We start from the raw sequence: 11,831 nt of genomic DNA on the forward strand, positions 1-11,831 counted from the left end.
GGCGGCCAACTTTTTGACCGGCGGCGGCATCTAATACCTGCGAACGACCAATCAAGCGAAAAGCGAAACGACCAAGAAGGATGTATGTCACCGATGCACCATGGAATGACGGCCGGCCGGGATGAGCTGGCCGAATATTTGCGGGAGAACCGCGCGCGTTTTTACCGGATCGCCTACAGTTACGTCCGGCAGCCGGAGGATGCGCTGGATATCGTCCAGAATGCGATTGTCCGGGCGGTTGCCCGATACGGTTCGCTGCGGGAGAAGCGGTATCTGGGCAGTTGGTTCTACCGGATTTTGATCAACGAGAGTCTGGGGCAGTTGCGCCGTCGGCGGCGCTGCCGGGAAACGGTTGACATCGACGGCATCGAGCTGCCGGACCGTCACGCGCCGCCGCCGGACGACGACTTCGGGGCGCTGGTCCGCTCCCTGGCTCCGGAAACGCAGACGATCGTGTACCTGCGCTATTATGAAAATTTGAAATTCCCTGAAATCGCCCGGCTGACCGGTTGGAATGTCAATACCGTCAAGACCAGGCTTTACCAGGCTTTGAAACAGCTTCGCACACAATGGAAACAGGAGAATCAGAGATGAAACGTCGTCAAGCTTCCCGCCGGGCCTATCAGGCTGTCGAAATACCGCCGGAACTGGAATCCGTCGTCGAACGGGCATTGCGGCAGGGGCGGACATGCCGCCGTTGGCGTGTGCGCCCGCTGTGGAGTGCCGCCGCCATGTTGCTGCTCGGTTTTATCGCGCTGCTGAATGTCAGCCGCGCCTTTGCCGAGCTGGTCGGCGAGGTTCCGCTGCTGGGACCGCTGGCGCGGCTCTGCACAATTCGCGAATACAGCCGGTCCAACGGCGACGACGAGGTCAACGTGCGGATTCCGGCTTTGGCCGGCACCGGCAATCCGGTCCTGGAAGAACGGATCAACGCTGAAATTTTACAGCGGATGAACGACCAGGTGGCGGCGGCCGAGCGGCGTGCCAGGGAAGCGCGGGAAGCCCGGATTGCCACCGGCGGCGACCCGAACGAGGTGATTCCGGTTTTCATCGACATTGATTATGAACTGAAGTACACTTCCGCCGAACGGATTTCATTTGTGGTGACCAAGACTGAGACGTTGGCCAACGCTTATTCCGAGCAGTATTTCTACAATCTGGCGCTGCCGGACGGTCGGGATTTGCAGTTGTCGGACCTGCTTGGGCCGGATTTCAAACGGATTGTCGACACCGAGGTGGAACGCCAGATCGCCGAACGCGGCAAAGACCCCGATGTCGTCTTTTTCGAGGGGGAAAATGGTTTCCGGGGAATCGATGACCGGCAGAAATTCTTTATCGATGCCGACGGACAAGTGGTGGTGGTATTCGCCAAATATGAGATTGCGCCCGGCAGCATGGGCATCCAGACCTTCAAGATTCCGGCGCCGTTGTCCGGCAATTCCAGCGGCAGGTAATGTTGCAGTTGGTCCGGCCGGAATGGTTCAGCCCAGCCGGGGCGCCGGTCCCGAGGAATCCCGGATGATCAGCTTGTCCGGGGTGAAGGCCGCCTGCAGGGCCTGCCGCACGTCTGGCAGCGCAAGCTGGTTTTCCAGCAGTTGGATGAGCAGTTCGGTGGCCAGGCTGCCGGTCTGGAAGAGCCGGTCGTCCGGTGAAGTCAGCGGGACGGCGCCGTAGCAGCAGGTGGCGCTGTCCGAGGCGACGATGCTGATGTCTTCCGGACAGCGCCGGCCGCTGCGCAGGACGGCGCGCAGGAATCCGGTGCAGATCTGGTCGTTGGCGACCAATGCCGTGAAGGTCCGCCGGTCGGACTGCAGCCAGCGTTGCGCCAGGGCTTCTCCGGCGAGAAATTCATCGTTGGCTTCATAGTACTCCAGTTCGACCTGCAGGGTTTCCCGCCGGCTGTCCGGCTTGAGGCGGTGCAGGGCGTCCTGATAGATGTCGAACGTTTCCTGATAATAATAAGGCGCCCGGATTTTCCGGTGTCCCTGGTCGTACAGATAATTCAGGATGTTGGTGATGGTACCGGCTGCGTCCGATTTGAGGCAGAGGATGTCGTCCGGATAATTGCCGTCGATGATGATGAACGGCGTACTGCCGGCCTGCAGTTCTCGGACGGCCTTCAGGTCGGTGGTGCCGGCCATGATCAACCCGTCGACATTGCGCCGCCAGATGTTGGCCGGCCGCATGAAATGAGTCATGTCGGTCAGATCGTAAGTGGTGACGACCAGGTGATAATCGTAACGCTTGCACATTTCACTGACGCCCGACAGCAGCGTGCTGAAATAGCTGTTGGCCAGCCCCAGCGTCACTTTGTTGGACACCAGGAAACCGATTTGAAATGAGCGTTTGGAGGACAGGGCGCGCGCCGATCGCTGCGGGACGAAGTTGTAACGATCGACGATTTCGAGGATATGCCGACGGGTCGCTTCGCTGATCTGCGGCCGGTTGTTCAACGCGGCGGATACGGCGGAAATCGATACACCGGCCAGTCTGGCGATATCGGTGATTTTCAATTTCTTGCCATTTTCCGGTATGTTGGTCATTCGCCGCTCATCCTCCGTTCGGGAAACATTTTCAAGATGCGTCTAATATACTCCCGGCTGCCGGCGAGTCAATGTCCCGAATGAGCTTTTCTGCGGAAAAATCGGTACCGGAAAATGACCGGCGTCCGCCGGTCAGGTGGCAGGAGTTGGGTGCCGGCTTTTTTTTGTTAAGATTTTTGCCGGCAATGAATTGCGGATGATGTAGATCATTTGGTGCGGAGCAGTGATGTAAGCCACTTATTCTTCGGTTTTTGGCTTGGCCCTATTATTTTTTTTGCATAAAATACGCTATAAATCTTATATGACAAAACTGCAGCGGATTGAATACCGTCCCGGAGCCACGGTGCGGTTTTACGGTTCGCTGCGCAGCTTGGCAATCCGGCTGTCCAGTTCCTCCGCCTGCCGCAGCAGTTGCTGCATTTCCGGCTTGCCGTTCAACCGCAGCGCCAGCTCTCGGTGCAAGGCCATGATCTGGTCGTGCAACTGCTGCAGATCGGCGTCCGCCTTGATCAATTCCAGCCGTTTGGTCACCATCGTGCCGGTCAAGGCGGTCCGTTCGGCTTCCAGTTTTTTCAATTCGGCTTGCCCGGCGGCATCGGCGGCGACCAGCGTGGCGGCCGCTCCGGCAGCCAGCAGCAAAACTAACAGGATTCTCGATTTCATCGTTTTTTCCTTGCAAATCAATCCGTGACAAATCATTTCACCGGTAATTTAATCCGTTAACCGGCAAATTGCAATCGCCGGTCGGAAGGAATAAAAAGATGAAGGTTTTTCCGTTTCCCGGATTGACAATCTCCCGGCAAGCCGTTATAGTAAACATCGAAACATAGGATGTTTGATAAATCCGGATGGGCGCCGGGGAGATGCTTCGGCGGAAAGCCTTTTCCAGGAGAAGGCAATCGTCCGGTATCGTTGTAGTGTGGAAACAATCAACAATACCTGGTTCGAATGCATGGACGCGGCGTCGGCCGCACGTCATGTTTCGGACGGGGCCCCGGTTGCGGGGAACAGGGAGAATTCGTTATGGAAATTATTCACGACAGTGCCGCCGATCTCGGAGCTTTGAATGGCAAGACGGTGGCGATCATGGGGTTCGGCGCCCAGGGCCGGGCCCAGGCGCTGTGCCTGCGCGATTCCGGCGTCGATGTCATCGTCGGCGTCCGTCCCGGCAAATCTTTCGAGGCGGCCCGGGAAGAGGGCTTCCGGGTGATGAGCGTTGCCGAAGCGGCGGAGAAGGCGGATATCATCCACATTCTGCTGCCGGATGAGAACCACGGTCAGGTTTACGAGCAGGAGATCAAGCCGCACATGAAGCCGGGCAAGGCGTTGTGCTGCTCGCACGGTTTCGCCTACGTTTTCAACCAGATCGTGCCGCCGAAGGAGGTTGACGTGATCATGGTGGCGCCGAAGAGTCCGGGGACGGAAGTGCGCAAGCGGTTCGTCGAAGGGTTCGGGGTGCCCGGTTTGATCGCGGTGCATCAGAACGCCACCGGCAAGGCGCGGGATCTGGCGCTGGCGATCGCCAAGGCGGAGGGATTGACCCGTTGCGGCGTGCTGGAGTGCACGATGGCGCAGGAAACCTACGAGGACTTGTTCGGCGAGCAGAATGTCATCTGCGGCGGTGTCGTCGATTTGATGAAATACGGTTTTGAAACGTTGATTGAGGCGGGCTATCCGCCGGAGATGGCTTATTTTGAATGTATTCACGAGGCCAAATTGATCGTCGATCTGATCTATGAAGGCGGCATTCAGAAGATGAATTCGGTCATTTCCAACACGGCGGAATGGGGCGAATATTACAACGGCCCGTTCATCCTGCCGGCGGACGTCAAGGCGCGGATGAAGGAATCGCTGAAACGCATCGAGTCCGGCCAGTTTGCCAAAGAGTGGCTGGCGGAAGCCCACAGCGGCGCCGGGAATCTCAAGGCGAAACGCGAAGCGCTCGGCAAACACCCGGCCGAAATCGTCGGCAAACAGATCCGCAGCCTGTTCGAAAACAAGTAATCGTTTCGATGGCGGCTTGCGCGAAACGCCTTCCTTCCCGTGTCGGAAGGCGGGCGTTTTTGTTTGTTCGCAGAGTTTGAACCGCAAAGGAGGGCAATCGATGGTGGCATACCGCAAGCCGGTGAGAATGTCGCTGGCGCGTCAGGTGCTCGAAGAGATGGAGCGTTGCATCCGGGACGGCGTGTGGCCGCTGGGCGGCAAAATTCCGCCGGAACCGGAACTGGTGCGGTCGTTCGGAGTCAGCCGCAACACGGTGCGCGAGGCGGTGCAGTCGCTGATCCATGCCGGCATGCTGGAGGCGCGGCCGGGCGACGGCACCTATGTATTGGCCAGCGACCGGCTGGAAGTGGTCATCAAGGACCGGCTGAGGTCGGCGGAGCTGTCGAAAATCCTGGAGGCGCGGCTGGCGCTGGAAAAAGAGATTGCCCGGCTGGCGGCAGTCAACCGGACGGAGGCGGATTTGCGGTTGCTGGAGCAGCGGCTGCGGGAACGCAATAATTGCGACAACCGCGATCCGGAGGCGGATTTGAAATTCCATGCGGCGGTGGCGGCGGCCACCCACAATCCGATTCTGGCCGAGCTGTATGAAATCATCAGCCAATACCTGCAGGTGATCATGCGCATGTGGCTGGCCGCCAACCGGCGGAATGAAGCGGAAATTCAGGTGCACAACGAATTGGCGGCGGCGATCGGCGCCCGGGATCCGGAACGGGCCGAACAGCTCATCCATGCGATCATCCGTTTCGACAGTGCGGTGCTGCCGGCGGAGAAGGGTCAGGCGTCGGTCTGATTGAGGATGATGAACGGATTGTTTTCCGGATCGAGGCAGCGGAAAGTGTTGCGGCGGTTGAGCGCTTCGATGCGGAACCCGTAACTGTGGAGCAGCTTGGACAGCTCTTCCGGCTTTTCCACCCGGAACTGCCACTCCGGCACTTTGGCCTGGCCGTCCTGGCCGTCGGTGATTTTCTGCAGAATCAGCGTCGCCCGGTTGTCGAGCTGGAATTCCACTTGAAAATTGCTGTCGAATACCGGATTGCCGAGCCCGAGCAGCCCCCGGTAGAAAGCGCGGCAACTGTCCAGATTGCGGACCGGAATGACGATTTCAAACTGTTCGTTACTCATAATTGCGGTATCCGATTTGCGCATTTCCCGTCGAAAGATTACATTAAACATGTCTTCTGCCTTTAGAATAGAGCCGGAATGACCGAATTGCAAAAGTTTTTTATTTTTTTTCGGTTTTTTTAACCTCAAACAAGGATGATATTGCCAAGATGGATTATCAGGTTTATCAAAATCCGCTGACCGACCGTTACGCCAGCAAGGAGATGAGTTACAATTTTTCGCCGCAGAAGAAGCATTCCACCTGGCGCCGGCTGTGGCTGACGCTGGCCGAGGCGGAAAAAGAACTGGGGCTGGACATCACCGACGAACAGCTTCAACAGATGGCCGCCCATCTGGACGACATCGATTTCGATGCGGTGGCGGCCCGGGAGAAAGAGCTGCGCCACGATGTGATGAGCCATATTCACGTTTTCGGCGCCCAGTGTCCGGCGGCGATGCCGATCATTCACCTCGGCGCTACCAGTTGCTATGTGACCGACAATACCGAATTGATCCAGATGCGCGACGGCTTGAAGATCCTGCGCGGCAAGCTGCTGAAGCTGATGGCGCTGCTGGCGGATTTCGCCCTGGCCAACCGGGCGGTGCCGACGCTGGGCTTCACCCATTACCAGCCGGCGCAGTTGACGACGGTCGGCAAGCGTTTTTCGCTTTATCTGCAGGATTTCCTGCTTGATCTCGAAGAGCTGGAATTTGAATTGAACAAGCTGCCGTTCCGCAGCGTCAAGGGGACGACCGGCACGCAGGCCAGTTTCCTGGCGCTGTTCAACGGCGATCACGGGAAAGTCAAGACGCTGGAAAAGCGGGTGGCGGCCAGGATGGGCTTCGACCGGGTGATCGACGTCTCCGGTCAGACCTATACCCGCAAAATCGATTATTTCGTCATGGCGGTGCTTTCCGGCATCGCTCAGTCCGCCTACAAGATGGCCGGCGATATCCGGCTGCTGGCCAATTTGCGGGAGATGGAGGAGCCGTTCGGCAAAAGCCAGATCGGTTCCAGCGCGATGGCCTACAAGCGCAATCCGATGCGCAGTGAACGGGTCTGCTCGCTGGCCCGCTATGTGATGACGCTGCCGTTGAATGCGGCGCACACCGAGGCGACGCAGTGGTTCGAGCGGACGCTGGACGATTCGGCCAACCGCCGGCTGGTGCTGGCGGAAGGATTTCTCAGCGTCGATGTCATCCTCTCTTTGCTGCTCAATATCGTCGACGGCATTCAGGTGTGGCCGAACGTCATCGCCCGCCGGGTGGCGGCCGAGCTGCCGTTCATGGCGACCGAAAATATTCTGATGGCGGCGGTGAAGGCCGGCGGTGACCGGCAGCTTCTGCACGAGGCCATCCGGGTGCATTCGATGGACGCGGCCCGCCGGATCAAGGAGGAAGGCGGCGACAACGATCTGCTCGACCGCATCAAGGCCGATCCGGCGTTTGCCGCCATTCGCGACCGGATCGATCAACTGGTCGATCCGCGTTCGTTCGTCGGCCGTGCCCCGGAGCAGGTGGAGGAGTTCGTCGATCAGCGCGTCCGGCCGCTGTTGGCGCGGCATGCCGCCGAATTGTCCGCCGGTGGTGAAGCGATCAATGTCTAAGCGTTTCAATCTGCTGCTGTTGCTGGCCGTCTGGCTGCTCGGCGCCGCCGGTTACGCGGCGGAAGCGAAGCGGGTCGTTTCGCTGTCGCCGGCGCTGACCGAGACGATCGCGTATCTCGGTTGTCTGGACCGGCTGGTCGGACGCAGCAGCGCCTGCGATTATCCGGCAACGGTCAAAGCATTGCCGGCGGTCGGCGATTTCGCGATTCCGTCGCTGGAAAAGATCGTCGCGGTCCGGCCGGATCTGGTGGTGGCCGATACGCTGAAGGATGCCGGGCAAGTCAAAATTTTTCGCGATCTGGGCATCGATTTCCAAGTGCTGCCGTTGCAGAGCATCGCCGATTACAAGCGGGCGGTCGGCAAGTTGGGCGATTGGCTGGATTGCCGGGAAGCGGCGGCGAAGGAGATTGAACGGGTCGAGCGGGAAGTGGCGGCCTGGACGGCGCGGCGGCCGGAGAAACCGCTGAAAGTGCTGCTGCTGATCTGGGACAATCCGCCGATGACGGCCGGTCGGAACTCTTTTCTGACCGAGTACGTCGCGCTGGCCGGCGGAAGGAATATCGCTGAAGCGGAGGAGCGCGATTATTTCAGTTGCGCGCCGGAGTGGGTGTTGCAGCAGGCCCCCGAAGTGGTGCTGGCGCCGTCGCCTCCAGATTTGGCGGCGACGCGGCAGCTGAATCTGCCCGGCGGTTGGGAGGCGTTGCCGGCGGTGGCGGCGAACCGGGTGTATACCGATCTGGACGAAACGGTGGTCAACCGGTTGGGACCGCGGCTGTTCGAAGGCATTGCCGCCATCCACCGGGCGCTCTATCCGGCAACGCCGGCGAACGGTGGCGAATGATCCGTTATTTCAACTGGCATACTCATCAATTGAACCTTCAATCCGAGGTTTTTGCCCTGGTGTCCAGGGAGTTGGGGGAATGGGGCGCGACCCGGCCGTTCGCCCGGAATTGCTATACCTTGCAATTGCACCCGTGGTTTCTGCCGGAACGGTTCCGGTTGCTCGATGACGCGTTCCAGCAGGCCGCCGGGCAGGCGGCGGCGGTCGGCGAAATCGGCCTGGACCGGCTGCGCGGCCCGGAATTGCCGGTGCAGCAACAGTATTTCCTGGCGGCGGCGGCTGTGGCGGAACAGGTGCGGAAGCCGGTCATCCTTCACAACGTCCGGACGCTGGCGGAAATTCAGGCGGCCGCCAGACAATTGCGGCCGACGGTGCCGTGGATTCTGCACCGTTTTGCCGGCAGCGCGGCGCAGTTCGAACAATTGCTGGAGCAGGGGTTCTATTTTTCGCTGGGGGAATCGGCGTTGCGGCAGCCGGACTTGCTGGATTGCCTGGCCGCGTCCGCCGAAGCCCGGTGCCGGATCGGGCTGGAAACCGATGATTCCGCCGTGGAGATCGGAATGCTGTACGGCAGCTTTGCCGACGCGCTCCGGTTGGAGCCGGAACAGTTGGAGCAGGAGTTGAAACGGAACTTTCAGGCCGTTTTCAAGGAGGCGGACGGTGACGGAACAGGAGAAATTTGAGCAGCGGACCGCATTGGCGGTCGGCGCGGCCAACATGGCGAAGTTGCGGAATGCGCACGTGTTGATTCTCGGGCTGGGCGGGGTCGGCGCCTATGCGGCGGAAATGGTGGTGAGAAGCGGGGTCGGCGCGGTGACCATCGTCGACGGCGATGTCGTCGAGCCGAGCAACCGCAACCGGCAGTTGCCGGCGCTGGTCAGCACCGAGGGCCGGCCCAAGGCGGCCGTGATGGCCGAACGGCTGCTGGACATCAATCCGCAGTTGAAAATTCATCCGGTGGCGCAATTCATCCGTGACGAAGCGACCGAAGAACTGCTGTCGACCCCGTTTGATTATGCGGTCGATGCGATCGACAGCCTGTCGCCGAAAGTGCATTTCCTGCTGTGCTGCCGGGAGAAGGGAATTCCGTTCATCAGTTCCATGGGGTCCGGCGGCCGGCTGAACCCGGAAGGGATTGTCGTGGCGGATATCTCCGAAACTTACAATTGCAAACTGGCCCGCGCCGTACGCCGGCGGTTGGCGCATTACGGCGTCAGAAGCGGCATTCCGGTGGGTTTTTCGCCGGAGCTGGTGGCGGAGAGCGCGATCGATAGTTTTGTCGACGCCGCCGGCATCCGGCATTCGGTGATCGGTACCGTTTCCTACCTGCCGGCCATGTTCGGCTGCATGTGCGCAGCAGCGGTGGTGCGCGGGCTGTTGCGGCCGGCGTAGTCCTGATTTTGCGGATGCCGGGCGGCGGAGAAATGCCGTGTTTGTAAACCGGGGAAGTCAAGGATATAGTAAACATCAAGAGGAAATGTGTCGGTCGGCGGCTGGCCGGGGCGTTGCGGCGCGCTGGTCCGTGAAGCGAAAAAATATTGAATTTTGCTGGATTTGGAATTGTGAAAAAACTGTCATTGAGTTCACTGATTTTGCTGGCGGTGGTATTCGGCCTGGCGGCCGGATTGTTCTTCGGGGAATGGTGCCGGCACCTGGAAATCGTCGGCCGGGCGTTCATCGCGATCATGCAGATCAGCGTGCTGCCGTATATTTTCGTTTCGTTGATCCAGAGTTTCGGCAGCCTCGATCCGCAGCAGGCCAAACTGCTGGCCAAGCGCGGTATCGTCATGATTCTGCTGATGTGGGGCGTGGTGTTTGCATTGATGGCGCTGATGCCGCTGACCTTTCCGCAGTGGCAGTCGGGTTCTTTCTTCAGTCCGAGTATTTTGAGCAGCGGCGAGCCGGTCGATTACATTCAGCTGTTCATTCCGGCCAATCCGTTCAATTCGCTGGCCAACAATACGGTGCCGGCGGTGACGATTTTCAGCATTTTGTGCGGCGTGGTCCTGATGGGAATCAGGCGTAAACAGAATCTGCTCAATTTGTTGGAGATTTCCTCGGAGGTGCTCTCCCGCCTGACGCTGATGCTGGTCAAACTTTCACCGATCGGCATTTTCGCGCTGGTGGCCAAGGCGGCCGGCACGATGCGGCTCGAAGACATCGGCCGGGTCGAAGTCTACCTGGCCGCTTATCTGCTGATGGGGGCGCTGCTGTTCTTTCTGATCCTGCCGCTGGTGCTGACGATGTTCACGCCGTTCCGCTACCGGGAGATCATGAGCGTTGGCCGGGAGGCGATGCTGACGGTGCTGCTGACCGGCAATCTGTTCATCGTGCTGCCGCTGCTGGTCGAAAATATTGAAAAGCTGTTCAAGCGCCACTCGATCCTGACCGACGAAGGGGAGGCGATGGCCCGGATCATCGTGCCGATCACCTTCATCCTGCCCTGTGCGGGGCAATTGATGGATCTGGTGTTCATTCTGTTTGCCGGCTGGTTCTCCAACGAATCTTTCGGACTGGCCGGTTATCTGGAGTTGTTCGGCGCCGGTTTGCTGACTTCGTTCGGCAGCGCCAAGGTGGCGATTCCGTTCCTGCTGGGGATGTTTCATCTGCCGTCCGACTTGTTTGAAATTTTCCTGTTTTCCAGCGTGATCACCGACAACGTCAAATTTACGGTGGAAGCCGCCGCCGTGCTGGTGTTCTCCGCTTTGTTCGTCGCCTGGATGACCGGCCGGGTGCGCTGGAATTGGCGGCGGCTGTGGAGCCGGCTGGCGGTCATCGTCATCGTCATCGGCGTTTCGCTGTTCGTGCTTTATCTGGGCATGAACCGGCTGCTGCCGGAGCCGAAGGATCAGCGGCTGGTGTTGAATGCGATGAAAATCGAACCGTCGGTGCCGTTCGAAGTTTTCAATCGCCTGCCGGCGGCGCCGCCGCTGGCCGCGGGCAGCCAGCTGGACCAGATTCGCCGGAGCGGCGTGTTGCGGGTCGGCTACAACCGCGACGGCATTCCGTTTACGTTCTTCAACGACCGGGGCGAGCTGGTCGGTTTCGACGTGGCGATGGCCCATAAACTGGCGGCGGACCTCGGCTGTCGCCGGATCGAATTCTACCCGGTGGAATATGACGAGCTGGAAACGGTGCTGAACGACAATCTGGTGGACATTGCGATGTGTGAAATCTCAATCAGTGCGGAACGGTTGGGGAAGGTCGGTTTCACCGATCATTATCTGGAGTTGTCGATGGCATTGCTGGTGCCCGATTATCTCAAGACGTTATTGCGGCAGGACCCGTCGCGGCTCGAAGATCCGCGTTTCGCCATCGCTGCTCTGGAAGGCGCCGATTATGAGCGGCTGGAGCAGTTGTCTTTCCGCGGCAAGGCGGTCGAACTGGCCGGCTACGATGCGTTTTTTTCCGGCGAAGCCAAAGCCGACGCCCTGTTGATCGCGGCGGAAAACGGTTCGGCGTTGACGATTATGCATCCGGAGTACGATCTGTTCATTCCGGCCCGGCAATACAAAGACCTGGTCGCTTATGCGGTACCGCTCGACGACCAGCGCTTTATCGAATATTTGAACTTCTGGCTGGCGTTGAAGCGCAGCAACGGTGAGATCGACGAGGAATACGACTATTGGATCCGGGGCGTCGACGTCGAAAAGCTGCCGCCGCGCTGGTCGGTGCTTCAGAATGTGATTTTACCGAAAATTGCCGCCGGCGATTGAGGCGGCAATTTTCGGCGCC

At 59.4% G+C, this 11,831-nt stretch carries 12 protein-coding genes; 9 read left to right on the forward strand and 3 right to left on the reverse strand.

Features of this window, described 5'->3' with window-relative positions; genetic code table 11:
• Nucleotides 1–84: 84 nt before the first annotated feature.
• Both HWX74_RS17910 and HWX74_RS17915 read left to right on the forward strand, forming a co-directional pair.
• Entirely contained in the window at nucleotides 85–594 is a 510-nt protein-coding gene (locus tag HWX74_RS17910) for an RNA polymerase sigma factor (protein WP_176014937.1), read from the forward strand.
• Entirely contained in the window at nucleotides 591–1,454 is an 864-nt protein-coding gene (locus HWX74_RS17915; protein WP_176014938.1) for an RsiV family protein, read from the forward strand. The genes HWX74_RS17910 and HWX74_RS17915 overlap by 4 nt, the downstream gene beginning before the upstream one ends.
• Nucleotides 1,455–1,481: 27 nt before the next feature.
• On the opposite strand, the gene HWX74_RS17920 is transcribed toward HWX74_RS17915, so the two are convergent.
• Nucleotides 1,482–2,543 (reverse strand): LacI family DNA-binding transcriptional regulator, encoded by a 1,062-nt coding sequence (locus HWX74_RS17920; protein ID WP_176014939.1) that lies wholly within the window; start codon nucleotides 2,541–2,543, stop codon nucleotides 1,482–1,484.
• 351 nt (nucleotides 2,544–2,894) lie between these two features.
• Entirely contained in the window at nucleotides 2,895–3,206 is a 312-nt protein-coding gene (locus tag HWX74_RS17925) for a hypothetical protein (RefSeq protein ID WP_176014940.1), read from the reverse strand.
• Between the two features lie 360 nt (nucleotides 3,207–3,566).
• Between HWX74_RS17925 and ilvC the strand changes: the two genes are divergently transcribed.
• Nucleotides 3,567–4,547 (forward strand): ketol-acid reductoisomerase, encoded by a 981-nt coding sequence (ilvC, locus tag HWX74_RS17930; RefSeq protein WP_176014941.1) that lies wholly within the window; start codon nucleotides 3,567–3,569, stop codon nucleotides 4,545–4,547.
• A gap of 100 nt (nucleotides 4,548–4,647) precedes the next feature.
• Nucleotides 4,648–5,337 (forward strand): FadR/GntR family transcriptional regulator, encoded by a 690-nt coding sequence (locus HWX74_RS17935; protein ID WP_176014942.1) that lies wholly within the window; start codon nucleotides 4,648–4,650, stop codon nucleotides 5,335–5,337.
• Here HWX74_RS17935 and HWX74_RS17940 read toward each other — a convergent pair.
• Nucleotides 5,322–5,669 carry a VOC family protein gene (locus HWX74_RS17940; protein WP_176014943.1) on the reverse strand — a complete coding sequence of 116 codons (348 nt, stop codon included), beginning with the start codon at nucleotides 5,667–5,669 and terminating at the stop codon, nucleotides 5,322–5,324. The two genes, HWX74_RS17935 and HWX74_RS17940, sit on opposite strands and share 16 nt — an antisense overlap.
• 149 nt (nucleotides 5,670–5,818) lie before the next feature.
• On the opposite strand from HWX74_RS17940, the gene purB reads away from it, so the two are divergent.
• The 5 genes from purB to HWX74_RS17965 all read left to right on the forward strand — a co-directional run bounded on the left by purB (nucleotide 5,819) and on the right by HWX74_RS17965 (nucleotide 11,812).
• Entirely contained in the window at nucleotides 5,819–7,255 is a 1,437-nt protein-coding gene (purB, locus tag HWX74_RS17945) for an adenylosuccinate lyase (protein ID WP_176014944.1), read from the forward strand.
• Nucleotides 7,248–8,096 carry a helical backbone metal receptor gene (locus HWX74_RS17950; RefSeq protein ID WP_176014945.1) on the forward strand — a complete coding sequence of 283 codons (849 nt, stop codon included), beginning with the start codon at nucleotides 7,248–7,250 and terminating at the stop codon, nucleotides 8,094–8,096. Before purB ends, HWX74_RS17950 begins: the two co-directional genes overlap by 8 nt.
• Nucleotides 8,093–8,779 carry a TatD family hydrolase gene (locus HWX74_RS17955; RefSeq protein WP_176014946.1) on the forward strand — a complete coding sequence of 229 codons (687 nt, stop codon included), beginning with the start codon at nucleotides 8,093–8,095 and terminating at the stop codon, nucleotides 8,777–8,779. The genes HWX74_RS17950 and HWX74_RS17955 overlap by 4 nt, the downstream gene beginning before the upstream one ends.
• Complete coding sequence (locus tag HWX74_RS17960) at nucleotides 8,757–9,488, forward strand: ThiF family adenylyltransferase (protein ID WP_217705018.1); 732 nt, start codon at nucleotides 8,757–8,759, stop codon at nucleotides 9,486–9,488. The genes HWX74_RS17955 and HWX74_RS17960 overlap by 23 nt, the downstream gene beginning before the upstream one ends.
• A 170-nt stretch (nucleotides 9,489–9,658) precedes the next feature.
• Entirely contained in the window at nucleotides 9,659–11,812 is a 2,154-nt protein-coding gene (locus HWX74_RS17965) for a cation:dicarboxylase symporter family transporter (RefSeq protein ID WP_176014947.1), read from the forward strand.
• The last annotated feature ends 19 nt before the right edge of the window (nucleotides 11,813–11,831 follow it).

Source organism: Victivallis sp. Marseille-Q1083, from assembly GCF_903645315.1.
Classification (GTDB): domain Bacteria; phylum Verrucomicrobiota; class Lentisphaeria; order Victivallales; family Victivallaceae; genus UMGS1518.

What these genes read in the sequence shown, in the direction of transcription:
- HWX74_RS17910 (WP_176014937.1), top strand. Translation starts at nt 85, where the DNA reads ATGTCACCGATGCACCATGGAATGACGGCCGGCCGGGATGAGCTGGCC.
- HWX74_RS17915 (WP_176014938.1), top strand. Translation starts at nt 591, where the DNA reads ATGAAACGTCGTCAAGCTTCCCGCCGGGCCTATCAGGCTGTCGAAATA.
- HWX74_RS17920 (WP_176014939.1), bottom strand. Translation starts at nt 2,543, where the DNA reads ATGACCAACATACCGGAAAATGGCAAGAAATTGAAAATCACCGATATC.
- HWX74_RS17925 (WP_176014940.1), bottom strand. Translation starts at nt 3,206, where the DNA reads ATGAAATCGAGAATCCTGTTAGTTTTGCTGCTGGCTGCCGGAGCGGCC.
- ilvC (WP_176014941.1), top strand. Translation starts at nt 3,567, where the DNA reads ATGGAAATTATTCACGACAGTGCCGCCGATCTCGGAGCTTTGAATGGC.
- HWX74_RS17935 (WP_176014942.1), top strand. Translation starts at nt 4,648, where the DNA reads ATGGTGGCATACCGCAAGCCGGTGAGAATGTCGCTGGCGCGTCAGGTG.
- HWX74_RS17940 (WP_176014943.1), bottom strand. Translation starts at nt 5,669, where the DNA reads ATGAGTAACGAACAGTTTGAAATCGTCATTCCGGTCCGCAATCTGGAC.
- purB (WP_176014944.1), top strand. Translation starts at nt 5,819, where the DNA reads ATGGATTATCAGGTTTATCAAAATCCGCTGACCGACCGTTACGCCAGC.
- HWX74_RS17950 (WP_176014945.1), top strand. Translation starts at nt 7,248, where the DNA reads ATGTCTAAGCGTTTCAATCTGCTGCTGTTGCTGGCCGTCTGGCTGCTC.
- HWX74_RS17955 (WP_176014946.1), top strand. Translation starts at nt 8,093, where the DNA reads ATGATCCGTTATTTCAACTGGCATACTCATCAATTGAACCTTCAATCC.